The following is a 15,886-nucleotide window of genomic DNA, read 5'->3' on the forward strand; positions in this document are numbered from 1 at the left end:
ACTATGAACCAAATATATCAAGAGAATATTCAAGTTGGAGAAGTCGCCAACGGCCTGCCTCTGACCATTCCCGTCTATCGAATAAAAGGCAATGGTACTGGTCCTAAAGTGTATATTCAAGCCAATATGCACGGTGCAGAAGTACAAGGCAATGCCGTAATTTATCAATTGCTGGAACAACTAAAACAGCAACCTCTTGCTGCTGAGATCACCTTAGTGCCTTATGCAAACCCTATTGGATGCAACCAAAAATCGGGAGAATTTACCTTAGGCCGCTTTGACCCAATTACAGGTGTTAATTGGAATCGCATGTACCACAATCATAATGCACTCATTGAACACTTTGTAAAACAGCATCTAGAAAGCCCTATTAGCAATATTAAGCAACAGTTTCATGCACTGTTGGTTGAGCAAACTCAAAGTTTACTTAATGGGCCTGCACATAGTATTAGTACTGGAAAGCGTATTGCGTTGAACTTACAACGTTTAGCCCATGAGGCTGACATTGTATTAGATTTACATACTGGCCCCATTTCTGCTCAACATTTATATTGCCCTGAGTATGCACAAAGCAGTGCAAGTTACTTCGATATACCTCACACTCTGCTCATTCCCAATGAATTTGATGGGGCATTGGATGAAGCCAGCTTTTGCCCTTGGTGGGCTTTGAGTGACGCATTCAAAGCACGAGGCAGAGAAATACCGGTATTAGTAGAAGCTTTTACTGTAGAACTTGGCTCACAAGAGAAAATTGATTTAGCTCAAGCAGCTGAAGATGCACAAGGAATATTGAGCTACCTGACTCACAAAGAAGTACTATTAAACTCTCCTTTTACACCAAAACCGATGAAACGCTTTGCCTGTATGCTTAAAGATTATAAAGCATACTATGCCCCTATGGGCGGCATGGTTGAATATAGTGCTGAACTGGGTGCTCACCTAAAAGCAGGTGAACCCATTGCACATATTCTGAGAATGGAGCGCTATCTGGCTGAGGAGCCACTACATACATTAACTATTGAGCAAGATGCGATTGCTATTTTGCACTTTGCATCCGCCTCGGTCAATCAAGGCACTGAGCTGTATAAATTCTTTACTCATTACTTTGAGTTGTAATAGTTACAAAAAATTGCGTGAGAGTAAGCAAGCTATGGCAAGCTTACTAAGGTGTGGCGGCATGTGCCGCCAGCCTTTTTTATCTTTATGTATCAAAGTGCTCACACTTACTGCTTCGTAAAGTATTTAACTGTATTGTAAAATTCGGCACCATTTAACGTATCAATAGCTGTAAACACCGCTCGATACTCACCAGCAGGAAACCAAGGTTTAACATCTAATGCCCAGTTTTGCATCGTAAGACTTTGCCCTGCTAATAATTTATGTGTTTTAGGAATATCAATATTGCGCACCTCACCATTTGGAAAGGTAACGTAAACAAAAGATTCAACCAATGCAGGCTCTGTAGCGAGATTTTTAATAAACTTAGTAAAAAAGAGCTGCCCTCCCTGTGCTGAAACAGAAGGATTTAAAATGCTATCTTCTGGTGTGAACCTGATTGTTAGCGCACCTTGTGGTTGAACAACCTCAGCAGTAAAGCCAATAACTACTTTGAAATTAGCTGCAAAGCTCCCGCCCAGATCAACATAAATTGAGTCTGCATCAAACATCACTTGGCTTCGTGCAAGATCACTACTAATTAAATTTGCATCAGATAATTTGCCATTAAATCCTCTAAATACATAGCCATCAAATGTGCTGCCACTGACCCCTTCAAAAGCACTGCCAGCAAAAAATTCAATGATTATTTTATTCTGCTCAATATCTATATTTGCATATTGCAAGACCACGTTATCAGCAGGCCCTTGTGCTACAACGGTTGTCACTGGTGCCACATCATAATCAACATCGACACTGGGATAAGCACGATGAATATCAATCGCAGAACCTACAATATTTGCGTAACTTGGGAACGTCATTAGCATCAAAAATATGATTGCGCTGAACTTTTTTATCATTTTTCTTTTCCTGTTATAAATATATTTTTAAATACAAAGCATATGAAACCAAACATTACCATGGTCTATAATGCATTGCCTGTTAAACCTTACCGCAACGTATAATTATTCCGCAACACCTGTAAAGCTATGTATAATTAGCGTTAAAATATTTGATGGAACAATAATTGATGAAGCTACACCTTTATATTCTTAGTACCTTACTCTTTGTTTCTTCTTCGCATACGATGGCAAACAAGTCACAAGACGATGATGAAATTGACTTAGTCAAACAGTGTATTTTAAATGGGGTGCTCTCTGGCGATCAAAATAAAACGATTGCCCAACTTAAAACACAGTGCGCCGAGTTAGAGGCTGCACAGAAGCTGAGTGCACTTGATAAAAGAGTGGCTAGAGAACAAATTACACAAAAAAACCGCAATGTGATCACGCCACATCATCGTAATTATATTTTACCTGTATCTTATATCAGCAACCCGAACAATCGACCCTTTAGTGGCTTGCGTGCAATTGATGATGAACAAGGTGAACCTTTAGACAATGTTGAAGTAAAATATCAAATCTCACTAAAGGTCCCTGTTTACAACGGATTTTCTGACCCAGATCAAGCCGTATATATGGGTTTTACCTTGCAATCATTTTGGCAATTTTATAACAAAGACATCTCGTCACCATTTCGCGAAACTAACTACGAACCAGAATTATTTTGGATAAACTTCTTAGATGATGAGAATGTGCTCTGGGGCGATGAAATGGCCGTCATATTAGGTATATCACACCAGTCTAACGGGCGAAGCCAACCAAACTCTCGCTCTTGGAATCGTTTATATGCTAATTTCATATGGGAAAACAATGGCTTTGTGTTTAGTTTCAAGCCCTGGTATAGGCTCCCAGAAGATGAGAAAGAAGATCAGCTAATCGCAAAAGGCGATGACAACCCTGATATTTATAAATACATGGGCTATTTTGAGTTTAGTGGTGTGTATCGCCATGAACAACATGAGTTTGGCTTCATGACGCGTAACAACCTGAACAGTGATAATAAAGGCGCAATTCAACTTGATTGGTCATTCCCTATTTGGGGAAGGTTACGCGGCTATGCGCAATATTTTAATGGCTATGGTGAGAGCATGATTGATTATAACGCGCATGTTCAGCGCTTTGGCGTGGGGATTTTACTTACTGATATTTTATAGCAAAGTGTGTTTATAATAAAAAGGCAGCCAAATAGGGCTGCCTTTTTTGTAACATACTGAATCAAAATTACTGTGCTTTATGATGAGCCATATAGTTATCAGGTAAATCAACTTGTGCCACACCCGACTCAATTGCTGCGTTTGCCACTGCCTTAGCAATCCGAGGCAATAAACGCGGGTCCATTGGCTTGGGAATAATGTAGTGTGGGCCAAACTCCAAACTCTCTACATCAGCTGCTTTTAGTACCTCAGCAGGAACAGGCTCTTTGGCAATGCTACGAATCGCTTCTACCGCTGCAATCTTCATCTCATCATTAATTGCCGTTGCACGCACATCGAGCGCCCCTCGGAAAATAAACGGGAAACACAGTACATTGTTTACTTGGTTTGGATAATCCGAACGTCCTGTTGCCATGATCAAGTCTTGACGCGCACCATGTGCAACTTCTGGGTTAATTTCCGGGTCTGGATTTGAGCACGCAAATACCACTGGCTTATTCGCCATTAATTTTAGCTCCTCTGGCTTAAGCAAGTCAGGTCCAGACACACCAACAAACACATCAGCTTCTGCTATCACATCTTGTAAGGTACGTTTATCTGTATTGTTGGCAAATAGCTTTTTATATTCGTTCAAGTCATCACGACGTGTATGGATCACACCTTTTCGGTCTAGCATATAAATATGCTCTCGCTGAGCGCCACATTTAATGAGTAGTTCCATACAAGCTATTGCTGCTGCACCAGCGCCTAAGCAGACGATAATAGCGTCATGAATATCCTTACCTTGGATCTCTAATGCATTGAGCATACCTGCAGCAGTGACAATCGCAGTACCATGTTGATCATCATGAAAAACGGGAATATCACAACGCTCAATCAACGCTTTTTCAATTTCAAAGCACTCTGGTGCTTTAATGTCTTCAAGGTTAATACCACCAAACGTATCAGCAATATTGGCCACCGTATTGATAAAATCTTCAGTAGTACGATGCTTCACTTCAATATCAATCGAATCAAGGCCTGCAAAGCGTTTAAATAATAGCGCCTTACCTTCCATAACAGGCTTTGACGCCAAAGGGCCTAAATTGCCGAGCCCTAAAATAGCAGTACCATTACTGATCACTGCCACCATATTGCCCTTACCTGTATATTGATATGCTGCGGTTGGGTCAGCTGCAATTTCTCGTACTGGCTCTGCCACACCAGGACTGTAAGCCAACGCTAAATCTTTTACAGTTTCCGCTGGCTTGGTCAGCTCGACGCTGATTTTACCTGGAACGGGGTGTGCATGATAATGTAGTGCTTGTTCACGAAAGTTTGCCATGACGCGATTTTTTCCTGCTAAGAAGTTAAAAGTGAGAGTGAGATAAAATTCGCAAAATTAGTTAAACCATACCTTGTTTATAAATATATTCAAGCTATTTGAGGTCGATCCACTTAAGCCTAATTTAACCGAAAATAGCTGCATTTTTACCGACATTTAACCTATATTAACCAATTTTACGCAGCCAAAATGTGCTACTAAAGGTGTTTGTTTGAGGGGAATATATGCAACCTAGCTAAACACCAAAGCCAATCATAAAAAACTACAAAATAACGATATATAACCGAAATTAACCCTTAAATTAACAATAATAGAGACACGTTTGCAATTTACAACAAGAAAATAATGTTCTTTCAGTTAGCATTTTTATGCATCAAACCAACCTTCATAAGCAAATATAGCCTTATCACAGACTTAAAATATAGCGCTATAAAATTGATTAACAAATGCAAAACAATGAATAGTGGAGATAAAAACAAAGAATTAGAGTTAAAACTCTACATCAAGCTATTTTGTAAGGTTTACTGATCTAGTTAAAGCAAGAACATAGGGCGGTGTACTTTTTATGAAAAATACCCATACATGCCTATTTCAGGCACAAAAAAAGCACCCTTAGGTGCCTTTTTAGTCAAACGTTTCTTATTTTTTGCTGCTAAGTGCACCGAAACGTTTGTTGAAGCGATCAACACGACCACCTGTATCAAGAATTTTTTGCTTACCAGTATAGAACGGGTGACACGCAGAACATACGTCTAAGTGAATGTCTTTACATAGTGTAGAACGAGTTTGGAACTTGTTACCACATGAACAAGTAGCATTAATCGTTTCGTATTTAGGGTGAATACCTTCTTTCATAGCAACCTCTAGGTTAGGCCGTATCGCTCTCCAAACCCGAAGTTTGGCACCATACGTAGTTTATATAAATTAATGGACGCGTATTTTATGTAACTCCAAGGCTTTACACAAGTAATAAATCATCAAAATTAGTGTTTTTTGTACAACTAAGCGTCAAGCCATCTCGTTATTAGGCCGTGCTTATAGTACATTAGCCATCTTATAAGTAAGCCCAAAAGGCCCAAGATGTTTGCTGAAGTTGCCATTAAAGTGCCTTTGTTTCGCACCTTTGATTATCGTATTGCTGATAACTGCACTGTACAAGTCGGATGTCGGGTCACAGTGCCGTTTGGTAATCGAAAGCTCGTCGCAATCGTCATGGCGATTAAACCCACTTCAGAAGTGCCTGCAAATAAACTAAAATCATTAACAGAAGTATTGGACGACAGCCCTATTTTATCTGCTATTCACCTTAAGTTCTTACGCTTTTGTGCCCAATATTATGCCCACCCAATTGGCGAAACCCTTTTTACCGCGTTACCAGCTGCACTACGTGATGGCGCACACCCAGACAAAACCATCATTGCCAACTATGTATTAAGTGAAGCTGGTAAGCTGCAGCCTAAGCTAAGAGCAAAAAAACAAATGGCACTACTGGCACAACTAGACAAGTCCGGTGAGTCAAGCTTAACCGAGCTAAAAGCACTCGGTTTTAGTAAGCAACAAATTAATGCCCTACTTGATAAGCAGTTGATCATTGAGCAAATAAAGCATGATACACAGTGGCAAAATAAAATTGTCACCATTGCTAATAAGCCCAGATTAAATGGAGAGCAAGCCACTGCCTGCAGTGCAATTAATCAACAACATAACTATCGCTGCTTTTTGCTTGAAGGCATCACTGGCAGTGGTAAAACCGAAGTTTACTTGCAAAGCTTGGAACGCATTGTTCAAAGTGGCAAGCAAGCCCTAATCCTAGTGCCAGAGATAGGGTTAACCCCACAAACAGTCAACCGTTTTAGGCGTCGCTTTGCTAACCTTGCTATTGACTTATGGCATTCAAACTTAACAGATAACGAACGCTTACATACCTGGCGCAGAGCAGAGCAAGGTAGCTGTGCGTTGGTAATTGGTACACGTTCAAGTGTGTTCTTACCGTTTAAAAGTTTAGGTATGATCATTGTAGATGAAGAACACGATGGTTCTTTTAAGCAGCAAGAAGGGCTTCGCTACCATGCCCGCGACTTAGCTGCATATCGCTGTGCTAGTATTAATATTCCTCTTATTCTAGGCACAGCCACACCTGCACTTGAAACTCTAAATAAGGCAATAACCGGTAAGTACCAACTGCTGACCCTATCACAGCGCGCTCAAACCACCACGGATAACCAGTTCTTGTTAGTCGATATGAAGGGTCAAAAAGAACAAGCCGGGTTGGCACCCACTACATTGCAACATATAGCCGCAACGCTCAAACGAACCAAACAAGTGATGGTATTTTTAAATCGTCGAGGCTATGCACCGACTTTGTTATGCCATGAATGTGGATGGCTCAGTCAATGTAAACACTGTAGTGCTAGTACAACATATCACAAAGCGATGGGGAGATTAGTATGCCACCACTGCTCTGAACAAAGCTTTGTACCACCTCAGTGCCCTGATTGTGGCAGTACGCAGATCATGCCCACAGGTATAGGAACAGAGCAACTAGAAGGCTTTCTTACAGAATGCTTTGCTGAAACGCCAATAAGCCGTATTGACCGCGATACAACTAGACGCAAGGGTGCTTTAGAAGGTGCATTAGACGAAATCAATAAAGGGGGAGCACGCATTTTGATAGGTACTCAAATGCTTGCTAAAGGTCACCACTTTGCTGATGTTAGCCTAGTGGTCATTCTAGATGTAGACAGCGGCCTATACTCGAGTGATTTTCGTGCCACTGAGCATATGGCTCAGTTGATCACGCAAGTCGCAGGGCGAGCCGGGCGCAGCGGAGAAGCTGGAAAAGTACTATTACAAACTCACTTTCCAGAGCATCCGCTATTACAGGATTTAGTCAACAATGGATATCAAGATTTTGCCCGCTTTGCTCTAAAAGAACGTGAGGAAGCCCTTCTACCACCTTATAGCCACTTGGCTATTTTGAGGGCACAAGCTACAAATGCGAAACAGGTATTCGACTTTTTATCGGATCTGGTTCCAGCAACCCCCTACTGTGGTATACAATTGCTCGGGCCAATCCCCGCACCAATGGAGCGACTGGCGGGTAAATATCGCTATCAATTACATATTCAAGCTTCAGAACGTATGATTTTACACAGCTATATTAAACAGTTAATGCAATATGTTAGCGAACATAAGCTGGCTAATCGGGTGCGATGGAGCATAGACATCGATCCCATGGACACCTACTAAGTAAGTTATGGCACAACACGATTACATAAATAGAAAACCAAAAAATAGCAAAGGCACTAAGAATATGCCTCCTAAAAAGCCATTTCCGACTTTTTTAGCGTTGGCAGCATTGCTGCTGATCGGCGGGTTTGCCTATGGCCTCTGGTACATTAAACACAATGCCACCGAGGTAAAGGTTGACACAACAACACAACCGGTAAAAAAAGAGCCCGACAAACTTCAAAAACCTGTGATAAAACCCTTTCTTAAAGAAATTAAAGAACATGAGGTAAAAGTAGAAGTTAAAGAGATCAAAAGCAAAGGCCCTTATCAAATGCAGTGCGGTTCTTTTAGAACTCATCCTCAAGCTGAAACAATGAAAGCTAAAATGGCATTTGCAGGCCTAATTGCTGAAATACGCCGCACTGAAGGCAGCAATGGCGTTTGGTACCGTGTTCGTCTTGGCCCTTATGACACTTTACGACAAGCTGAAAGTGATAAGAATAGGCTCAAACGTATCAAAATTGTAGGGTGTGGTATTTGGGGTTGGACTTGATTTTAGCTCATTAACCCATATCTTCTAACAATCATATAATGAAAGGCGCCAAGAGCGCCTTAGTTTTTAAGGAATACTATGACTACCATCGTAAGCGTACGTCGTGACAATAAAGTTGTCATTGGTGGAGATGGCCAAGTATCGCTTGGTAACACGGTAATGAAGGGTAATGCCCGTAAAGTGCGTCGTTTATACAATGGCAAAGTACTGGCTGGCTTTGCTGGTGGTACCGCAGATGCATTCACTTTATTTGAGCGATTTGAAAGCAAGCTAGAAATGCACCAAGGGCATTTAACCAAAGCAGCGGTTGAAATGGCAAAAGATTGGCGCAGCGATAGAGCACTGCGTAAACTTGAAGCACTGTTAGCCGTTGCCGATGAAACGGCGTCTTTGATCATTACTGGTAATGGTGACGTAGTGCAGCCAGAAAATGACTTAATTGCTATTGGTAGTGGCGGAAATTTCGCACAATCTTCAGCAATCGCATTACTTGAAAATACTGACCTCAGTGCCCGTGAAATTGTTGAAAAGAGTTTGAAAATAGCAGGCGATATCTGCGTATTTACCAACAACTTCCAAACTATAGAAGAATTGTAAGAGGAATTGCCATGACTGCAATGACCCCAAGAGAAATCGTTCACGAATTAGACCAGCACATTATTGGTCAAAACCAAGCTAAAAAAGCGGTCGCGATTGCGCTTCGTAATCGCTGGCGCCGTATGCAATTGAATGACGATTTGCGCTCAGAAGTAACACCAAAAAATATCCTCATGATCGGCCCAACCGGTGTCGGTAAAACCGAGATTGCCAGACGCTTAGCGAAACTTGCGAACGCGCCATTTATTAAGGTCGAAGCGACAAAATTCACGGAAGTGGGCTATGTTGGTAAAGAGGTAGAATCAATCATAAAAGATTTGGTTGATATCTCTGTAAAAATGACTCGTGAGCAACAAGCTAAAAAACACCAGCATCGCGCAGAAGAAGCAGCTGAAGAACGTATACTCGACGCGCTACTGCCGCCAGCCAAAGATGCATATGGTGAAGCACAACCAAATGAAAACAGCTCTACACGACAAGTCTTTCGCAAAAAGCTACGTGAAGGTCAACTTGACGACAAAGAAATAGATATCAATGTAGCGGAATCTTCACCACAAGTTGAGATCATGGCCCCTCCGGGCATGGAAGAGATGACGAATCAATTGCAAGGCATGTTCCAAAACATGACTGGCGAGAAAAAGAAAAACCGTAAACTTAAAATCAAAGATGCGTTCAAGCTTTTAGTGGAAGAAGAAGCCGCTAAAATGGTGAACCCAGAAGAGCTTAAAGAGCAAGCTATTTTTGCCGTTGAACAAAATGGCATTGTATTTATTGATGAGTTTGACAAAATCTGTAAGCGTGGTGAAGCACAAGGCCCTGATGTGAGCCGTGAAGGCGTGCAACGTGACCTACTACCCCTTATTGAAGGCTCAACCGTCAATACCAAGCACGGCATGGTGAAAACTGATCACATGCTATTTATTGCCTCTGGTGCTTTCCAAATGTCAAAACCATCTGATTTAATCCCAGAGTTACAAGGTCGCTTACCTATTCGTGTTGAGTTAGAACCACTGACAGCCAAAGATTTCAAGCGTATTCTTATTGAGCCGCATGCGTCACTTACAGAGCAACAAGAAGCGCTGATGAAAACCGAACAAGTTAACATTAGCTTTACCGATGATGCATTAACCCGAATTGCAGAAGCAGCATGGCAAGTTAATGAAAAAACTGAAAACATCGGTGCTCGTCGCCTGCACACCATTATGGAAAAGTTAATGGAAGAGCTGTCATATGATGCCTCTGAAAAAACAGGCGAAAGCTTTGTTATTGATGCAGCTTACGTTGAACAGCATTTGGATGCACTAGTTCAAGACGAAGACTTATCGCGCTTTATCTTGTAATTTATACTATAAACGGGGCACTTCGCCCCGTTTTATTAGGCTTATTATGCATATTGTTACCAAACTCCATTATCATCAAAAAAGTAATACCTTAGATATTTACTTTGATGACGATAAACAATTTACGCTTAGCAGCGAATTTTTACGTACACACTCTCCATCAGCGGAAGTACAAAATCATGGCGCAGGCGTGAAACTTGTCCTGAATAAACAGGACGTGTCAATTAGCAAACTTGAACCAGTGGGTCATTACGCTGTGCGCTTAAGCTTTGATGATGCCCATAATAGCGGATTGTACAGTTGGCAGTACCTCAGAACACTGTGTGTGGAACAAGCGCAATTATGGGATAAATATCTGCAACGTGTTCAAGCACACAAAGAAAGTGAACACAGAGTCCCCATAAAGTTCACTCCGTAATTTTTTCATCATACTTGCCCTCCGTTTATAGTCTATTAACTCTAAAAAGGTACAACGCAAAGCTTTGAAGCCTTTTCTAGTCAAGCCTCTAAATGCACCTTCATGATTGATTTATGCTATATGAATTGACAACGTCACATTAGATACGCTAACTGTAAGAAAGATAAAGCCAATTACCTATGAATAATATAAAAACTGTTGAACATTACTTACAATAAAAAACTGAACGAGACGAAACTAAAGACACAGAGTTACCTCTCGTTTCACCTCAAAGTAATAACAAGCAAGAACCTGCAATAATGAATAGGCCTACAACTACTCCACAAACCCTTGCCCACAAGGACGCCATTAGCAAAGCTCTTTACTGCAGCGATATGGGTTCGCATCACTTATCATTGAGTACTACTGAATATCACAACCCTGAAGAAGTTGCCTTATACATTAATATTCATAATTCAAAAACTGTAAATTCAGAATATTTATCCATAAGAAATCGAACTCAAATGACGTTCAACCTTGCACTACAGCTTAAGAAAGCAATCATTACCTCAGACTTAACCAATTATAAAAAGCTAATAGAAAATAAAGAAATAAACAGGTTAAGGCTTGGCAACAGCACCATTTTTAGCTTTTTTATTGAGTCATACACTACATCTGATTTCCTATACGCATTATTAGACCATGGCTATAGACCTGTGCTTAGCGACATAACTAGAACCGTTAATAGTCATAAAAACATCACTCTGAAGTCTGAACTAATTGATTTATTAAAAAACTACTTCCTTAACACTGCTGACGCTCTTGCTGTGCGCCACCTCAATGATCTGACCTTGCTCATGGGAGCTCCTGATCGTTGCGACTTTTCAACACGCAAGAGTTTAGAAGCATCAATAGCTTCACTATTGAGTGCTTCTCCAGACTTTGAGCACGAACAAGCTATTGAATCCATGATCTTCTTTGGCTACGAGCACAATCAAGCTGTGGCCAAGTTTGAATCTTTGTTGATAAGTTACAGTAACTTTTTGAAGCTGCTTAATACACGCTGTAAAGCGCAAATAAAAACATTTGAGCATAAAAATACTGACGAGCAAATTATCTCTTATAAGCAAGCATTCGAATTATTCGAGTCACAGCAACTAATACGAGATATAACTACACTCTCAAAGCATGGAAAATGGGACGAATACATCCAAAAAGCAGGTTTCCACTCCTCTCAAGGAGTCGAATTTGTTGATATTTTTACATTCAAGCACTGCAAAGAAACGCCCCTGAAAGGGTCATAGAATCGCTTTATGATATGGGGGTGCAGCCTAAAAACTCTGATCTCGCTTTACTGATCGCACAAAATCAACTTGGCATATTAGAAAAATATATATCGTCATTCGACTTCGGCTACATCACTGAAGATGGCATGAGCGCGCTTGATTACTGTATTAAGAGCAAGTGTAACCTCACAGTCCTTGAGTTCTTCTTGAAAGAGCAACCTGACATCAAGATGAATCAAGCATCACTTGAAACTTTGAAGTCACCAGAGTATAAGAAATACCAGAGTCGAATCCGAAAATTAAGCTTAAATTACTAGGTATTAACATGAAAAAAATTTTTACTTTCAGCAAGAAAAAAAATACTGTTTGCAAGTCAGCCTGACTTAGATTTACTCAACCAACAACTGGAAGAGCTACAAAGCCAAGGGCTTGTTGTTGAGTCAGTAACACCAGTCGCGAACTTACTAGGAACAATAGATTCATACGTCATTTTATTATCAGATCAACAATAAGCTTACTAAGCTACCGGATTTCTCCATGAATATGTATTACGAATTACTCAACAGCTTTATGCTAGGCGTTTTTTATTTTATATTTTAAAACTTAGGCGAGAAGTTAAAGTTTTATCGAAGCTGACAAACTCTCAATTTCAAACACTTATCAATAGCTCAAATGTTGAATTTCCAAATGAGCAGCTTTTTGATGAAAACTTTAAAGAAAGGATGTTGAACGGATTAATCAATGATCCAAAGGAATATGTAATTGAAAAAATAGGTTGCAGTGAAGCCCAAGCCGAACACTTTGTTACAAAGTTGGTAAATAAGTAATAATCACTCGGAGTAATTGGCTATTTTAAGTGAGTACCCCTCGGCTAAGCGTACTCACACAACTCGTACCAGTACAACAGCAGTATGAGTGAGATTGACACGACGACCTAACAACTAAGGTGTTATTTCATCCATGTAAGATTCAATGATAGAAAAAAACGCCCCTTGTGGGTCACATATCACCGCATAACGACCTACATCAGGCACATCCGTCGGTGGCACACACACCTTAGCCCCCAGCCCAGCAGCCTTTGTTGTGATCGCATCACAATCTAATACGGCAAAATACATCATCCAATGTGAGGGGGTTTTAGAGCCCCATGCCTCATTCATTTCAAGCATGCCAGCTAATGCATGGTCATCATTACTAAAAATAACATAATCGATATTCTCTACCGTTTGGTGAACGGAGTGCCAACCAAATAACTCACTATAAAAAGCTTCTTTAACATCGCGATTTCTACACGCTAGCTCATGCCAGTAAGGCGTATTGGCTTCAAACGCCCTATGACAACCAATATGCTCTTTAGCCTGCCAAATAGTAAGTTGTGCGCCACCTGGGTCAGCAATTATCGCCATTCTTCCCGCTTCTCCAATATCATATGGCCCACGCACTAATGAACCGCCTAAGCCCTCAGCTTTGGTGATTAACGCATCTACATTCGTAACAGCCACATAGGCTTGCCATACGCTTTGTTCACGCGCTTCTTTTTTATTTTCATCCATTTCATACATGCCGGCTACAATATCACCCTGCTTGTTGAAATTAGTATAAAAGTTACCGTTTGCGTCACGATCGTCTTCGAACTCCCACCCAAATAGCGCGCAATAGAAAGGTTTAGCTACTCGCCAATCTGCTGCGCGTAATTCAGCCCAACAAAATTCATGGGTATGGGCATACGTCAGTTTACTCATATTAGTTCACCTTTTTTATAACACTATTAAGGTTGATAGTCGCAGTTATGGAGATATGCAATTTGCACATTAAATGTTATTGCTATAACAGCTTTAATGATAAGTATACACCATCAAAACCAACGGCGTTAAACCATTGGTTTTGCATTATAGAGATACACAAAGTCATGAATAAAGATAATAAAATACAACAAGAGGTGAGCTAAACAGCAGCCCTCCTTAACCACTTATTCACTCAAGGTATGTTGTATTTGGGAGAGCGAGGGCCATATAGAAGACCGTTTTGATGATTGGCTGACAACAACCTCTGCGTCGCAGTTTGAGAAACTTTAAAGCTTTTATCTGTAGCAGTTTCGATTACTTGATTCAAAATGGCTGAAACAAGCATACCTTCCCAATTATCAATATCTCTATCACGTTGTTCACCGCTAGATGCAGATGCTTTACCCTGCCATAAAAGCGTACTTGTTTCTAAATCAACAAGCCTCGCTGACACTTCAACGATCGTATCACTGCTAATAACGGCATACGACGTACCATATTCTTTAATATCTATATATAAGGCGGCATCGGCACCAAATATATCATGTAACTTTCGTGGTGCTACGGCATGAATATCTTGAGCAATAGTAAGACCATTGTTTTTAAATGTTTCAGCAACTAGCGCAACAGGCATAACATAGTACCCTGATTCAGCAAGTGGTTTAGTTGCATTAGCCAATACGGCATAAGGCGCTATCACTTCATTAGAATTATTAATCGGCGGCAGCACCAGTATCGAATGTGGATCGCTATTCTTATAAGCCGTGTAATCGTATGATGCATGCTGAGATGCACAGCCACTTGTCAGTGCAATCACGAAAAATAACATAATAATTTTTACAAAACTCATTACATCGTATCCTTTGCATTATTTATCAAAAAATCAATATAGTGTGCTGACTCTGGGTAGCGCTTTTTTTCCAGTTGTAGGTAATCAAAGCCCAGTTTTGAATTACCTTCAAGCAAATATAAATACCCTAAATGTGCCAAAATACCCGGCGCAACTGCTGCGCTATGGTTATTCGCAGCTTGTATTGTTTGCTCAAGCTCATTTATTTGTTCGCCAATAGATGTATCATCCGTTTTAAAGTACTGATATATATTCTCTGAATATGACCCATGGTAATACAGCGCTTTAGTTGTCCCACACCCTGATAAAAAAATCGTCACTGTCACTGATGCTATAAGCAGTATCTTATTCATAATGAAGCCTCTAATTTGGCTGCCAGTCACCTTTTTCTATGCCTGAAACAAGATTATTCACCGCTTCACGTATGGCTAAATCAAGTACTTTACCGTTTAAAGTAGAATCATAGCTGGCAGCACTACCAAAGCCTACAACTTCACGGCTAGATAGACTATACTCCCCAGCCCCTTGCACGGAGTAAACGACTTCTGATGACAACACGTCAACAATATTTAAATTTACTTTCGCATAAGCCACTTGCGATTTACCCTTACCAAGAATACCAAACAGTTGCTTATCACCTTGCTCTTTTCGCCCAAACTCAGACACATCTCCTGTAACCACAAACTGAGCGCCTTTGATGTTTTGCTCTGCAGCAGAAAAGCCAACTTCTTGCTTAAGCGCAGTTAAATTTGCTCTATCTAACACCGTGAAGCGATTACTTTGTTGCAAGTGGGTAAGCAAAATAGTTTTAGCCTGAGAGCCCAATCTATCAGCCCCGCTACTGAAAATGCCATTGTGAAAGCTTGACTGGTTTTGAAACTGGCCAACTGATAGCTTACTTTTGACTCCTGTATAGGCAGAGTTAAACGACTGAACTTTCGGCACCTCAATTGTTTTTGATGATTCAGTCGCCGAGCAACCACTGAGTAATATAGTTGCCGCTGTACCAGCGATGAACAGTGTGTTTTTGAACATAATTTTATCCTTTTAGCTTATTAATACTTACATTGCTGAGGTTGAGTGATAATCAAATTTGCTAAAAATAAGTATACGCATACAGCTAAATTTCTCTGTAATACTGTGTGATTATGTGTGGTGATCATCTAACAGAAATTAACGGGGATTAGGGGGAGGTTAGGTATGAAGGGCTTTCATTTTCTTCTCACAAGGTTAAATGAGCCAATCTAACAACCGCTGCGGGACTCACGGCGTTGGATGGCGCTTCGCTTATCCAACCTACAGCACCAACATTC

At 40.6% G+C, this 15,886-nt stretch carries 16 protein-coding genes; 9 read left to right on the top strand and 7 right to left on the bottom strand.

Going from position 1 to position 15,886, the window contains the following annotated elements; genetic code table 11:
* Window positions 1–3: 3 nt before the first annotated feature.
* Window positions 4–1,116: a succinylglutamate desuccinylase/aspartoacylase family protein gene (locus SANK73390_RS18065; protein WP_462767800.1), complete on the top strand. Its 1,113-nt coding sequence runs from the start codon at window positions 4–6 to the stop codon at window positions 1,114–1,116.
* 107 nt (window positions 1,117–1,223) lie between these two features.
* On the opposite strand, the gene SANK73390_RS18070 is transcribed toward SANK73390_RS18065, so the two are convergent.
* A complete protein-coding gene (locus SANK73390_RS18070) occupies window positions 1,224–2,015 on the bottom strand; it encodes a hypothetical protein (protein WP_462767801.1) in 792 nt (263 codons plus the stop codon).
* Window positions 2,016–2,185: 170 nt separating this feature from the next.
* On the opposite strand from SANK73390_RS18070, the gene SANK73390_RS18075 reads away from it, so the two are divergent.
* The gene (locus SANK73390_RS18075; RefSeq protein ID WP_462767816.1) at window positions 2,186–3,211 is read left to right on the top strand and encodes a phospholipase A; all 1,026 of its coding nucleotides are present in this window, start codon (window positions 2,186–2,188) and stop codon (window positions 3,209–3,211) included.
* A gap of 67 nt (window positions 3,212–3,278) precedes the next feature.
* Here SANK73390_RS18075 and SANK73390_RS18080 read toward each other — a convergent pair whose 3' ends face one another.
* Together SANK73390_RS18080 and rpmE are read right to left on the bottom strand one after the other, a co-directional pair.
* Window positions 3,279–4,535 carry a malic enzyme-like NAD(P)-binding protein gene (locus tag SANK73390_RS18080; protein WP_462767802.1) on the bottom strand — a complete coding sequence of 419 codons (1,257 nt, stop codon included), beginning with the start codon at window positions 4,533–4,535 and terminating at the stop codon, window positions 3,279–3,281.
* A gap of 639 nt (window positions 4,536–5,174) precedes the next feature.
* Window positions 5,175–5,390 carry a 50S ribosomal protein L31 gene (gene rpmE, locus SANK73390_RS18085; RefSeq protein WP_261594116.1) on the bottom strand — a complete coding sequence of 72 codons (216 nt, stop codon included), beginning with the start codon at window positions 5,388–5,390 and terminating at the stop codon, window positions 5,175–5,177.
* A gap of 225 nt (window positions 5,391–5,615) precedes the next feature.
* On the opposite strand from rpmE, the gene priA reads away from it, so the two are divergent.
* The 7 genes from priA to SANK73390_RS18120 all read left to right on the top strand — a co-directional run bounded on the left by priA (window position 5,616) and on the right by SANK73390_RS18120 (window position 12,256).
* On the top strand, window positions 5,616–7,784 hold the full coding sequence (gene priA, locus SANK73390_RS18090) for a primosomal protein N' (RefSeq protein ID WP_462767803.1): 2,169 nt from the start codon (window positions 5,616–5,618) through the stop codon (window positions 7,782–7,784).
* Between the two features lie 7 nt (window positions 7,785–7,791).
* Window positions 7,792–8,319 (top strand): SPOR domain-containing protein, encoded by a 528-nt coding sequence (locus SANK73390_RS18095; protein ID WP_462767804.1) that lies wholly within the window; start codon window positions 7,792–7,794, stop codon window positions 8,317–8,319.
* Window positions 8,320–8,397: 78 nt separating this feature from the next.
* Window positions 8,398–8,916, top strand: coding sequence for an ATP-dependent protease subunit HslV (gene hslV / locus SANK73390_RS18100; RefSeq protein ID WP_261594119.1), 519 nt, complete (start codon window positions 8,398–8,400; stop codon window positions 8,914–8,916).
* A gap of 11 nt (window positions 8,917–8,927) precedes the next feature.
* Entirely contained in the window at window positions 8,928–10,256 is a 1,329-nt protein-coding gene (hslU, locus tag SANK73390_RS18105) for an HslU--HslV peptidase ATPase subunit (RefSeq protein WP_462767805.1), read from the top strand.
* 46 nt (window positions 10,257–10,302) lie between these two features.
* Entirely contained in the window at window positions 10,303–10,674 is a 372-nt protein-coding gene (locus SANK73390_RS18110; protein ID WP_462767806.1) for a gamma-butyrobetaine hydroxylase family protein, read from the top strand.
* A gap of 374 nt (window positions 10,675–11,048) precedes the next feature.
* A complete protein-coding gene (locus SANK73390_RS18115) occupies window positions 11,049–11,957 on the top strand; it encodes a hypothetical protein (protein ID WP_462767807.1) in 909 nt (302 codons plus the stop codon).
* A gap of 20 nt (window positions 11,958–11,977) precedes the next feature.
* On the top strand, window positions 11,978–12,256 hold the full coding sequence (locus SANK73390_RS18120; protein ID WP_462767808.1) for a hypothetical protein: 279 nt from the start codon (window positions 11,978–11,980) through the stop codon (window positions 12,254–12,256).
* A gap of 624 nt (window positions 12,257–12,880) precedes the next feature.
* Here the strand turns inward: SANK73390_RS18120 and SANK73390_RS18125 are convergent.
* The 4 genes from SANK73390_RS18125 to SANK73390_RS18140 form a co-directional block, all read right to left on the bottom strand.
* A complete protein-coding gene (locus tag SANK73390_RS18125) occupies window positions 12,881–13,681 on the bottom strand; it encodes a VOC family protein (RefSeq protein WP_462767809.1) in 801 nt (266 codons plus the stop codon).
* Window positions 13,682–13,916: 235 nt separating this feature from the next.
* Window positions 13,917–14,573, bottom strand: coding sequence for a DUF799 domain-containing protein (locus SANK73390_RS18130; protein ID WP_462767810.1), 657 nt, complete (start codon window positions 14,571–14,573; stop codon window positions 13,917–13,919).
* Window positions 14,573–14,926: a DUF4810 domain-containing protein gene (locus SANK73390_RS18135; RefSeq protein WP_462767811.1), complete on the bottom strand. Its 354-nt coding sequence runs from the start codon at window positions 14,924–14,926 to the stop codon at window positions 14,573–14,575. The genes SANK73390_RS18130 and SANK73390_RS18135 overlap by 1 nt, the downstream gene beginning before the upstream one ends.
* 10 nt (window positions 14,927–14,936) lie before the next feature.
* Window positions 14,937–15,608, bottom strand: a complete 672-nt coding sequence (locus SANK73390_RS18140) for a CsgG/HfaB family protein (protein ID WP_462767812.1) — start codon at window positions 15,606–15,608, stop codon at window positions 14,937–14,939.
* Between the last annotated feature and the right edge of the window lie 278 nt (window positions 15,609–15,886).

The organism is Pseudoalteromonas sp. SANK 73390, assembly GCF_054966645.1.

Excerpts from the sequence above, each read along its gene's own strand:
- SANK73390_RS18065 (WP_462767800.1), top strand. The coding sequence starts at position 4 with ATGAACCAAATATATCAAGAGAATATTCAAGTTGGAGAAGTCGCCAAC.
- SANK73390_RS18070 (WP_462767801.1), bottom strand. The coding sequence starts at position 2,015 with ATGATAAAAAAGTTCAGCGCAATCATATTTTTGATGCTAATGACGTTC.
- SANK73390_RS18075 (WP_462767816.1), top strand. The coding sequence starts at position 2,186 with ATGAAGCTACACCTTTATATTCTTAGTACCTTACTCTTTGTTTCTTCT.
- SANK73390_RS18080 (WP_462767802.1), bottom strand. The coding sequence starts at position 4,535 with ATGGCAAACTTTCGTGAACAAGCACTACATTATCATGCACACCCCGTT.
- rpmE (WP_261594116.1), bottom strand. The coding sequence starts at position 5,390 with ATGAAAGAAGGTATTCACCCTAAATACGAAACGATTAATGCTACTTGT.
- priA (WP_462767803.1), top strand. The coding sequence starts at position 5,616 with ATGTTTGCTGAAGTTGCCATTAAAGTGCCTTTGTTTCGCACCTTTGAT.
- SANK73390_RS18095 (WP_462767804.1), top strand. The coding sequence starts at position 7,792 with ATGGCACAACACGATTACATAAATAGAAAACCAAAAAATAGCAAAGGC.
- hslV (WP_261594119.1), top strand. The coding sequence starts at position 8,398 with ATGACTACCATCGTAAGCGTACGTCGTGACAATAAAGTTGTCATTGGT.
- hslU (WP_462767805.1), top strand. The coding sequence starts at position 8,928 with ATGACTGCAATGACCCCAAGAGAAATCGTTCACGAATTAGACCAGCAC.
- SANK73390_RS18110 (WP_462767806.1), top strand. The coding sequence starts at position 10,303 with ATGCATATTGTTACCAAACTCCATTATCATCAAAAAAGTAATACCTTA.
- SANK73390_RS18115 (WP_462767807.1), top strand. The coding sequence starts at position 11,049 with ATGGGTTCGCATCACTTATCATTGAGTACTACTGAATATCACAACCCT.
- SANK73390_RS18125 (WP_462767809.1), bottom strand. The coding sequence starts at position 13,681 with ATGAGTAAACTGACGTATGCCCATACCCATGAATTTTGTTGGGCTGAA.
- SANK73390_RS18130 (WP_462767810.1), bottom strand. The coding sequence starts at position 14,573 with ATGAGTTTTGTAAAAATTATTATGTTATTTTTCGTGATTGCACTGACA.
- SANK73390_RS18135 (WP_462767811.1), bottom strand. The coding sequence starts at position 14,926 with ATGAATAAGATACTGCTTATAGCATCAGTGACAGTGACGATTTTTTTA.
- SANK73390_RS18140 (WP_462767812.1), bottom strand. The coding sequence starts at position 15,608 with ATGTTCAAAAACACACTGTTCATCGCTGGTACAGCGGCAACTATATTA.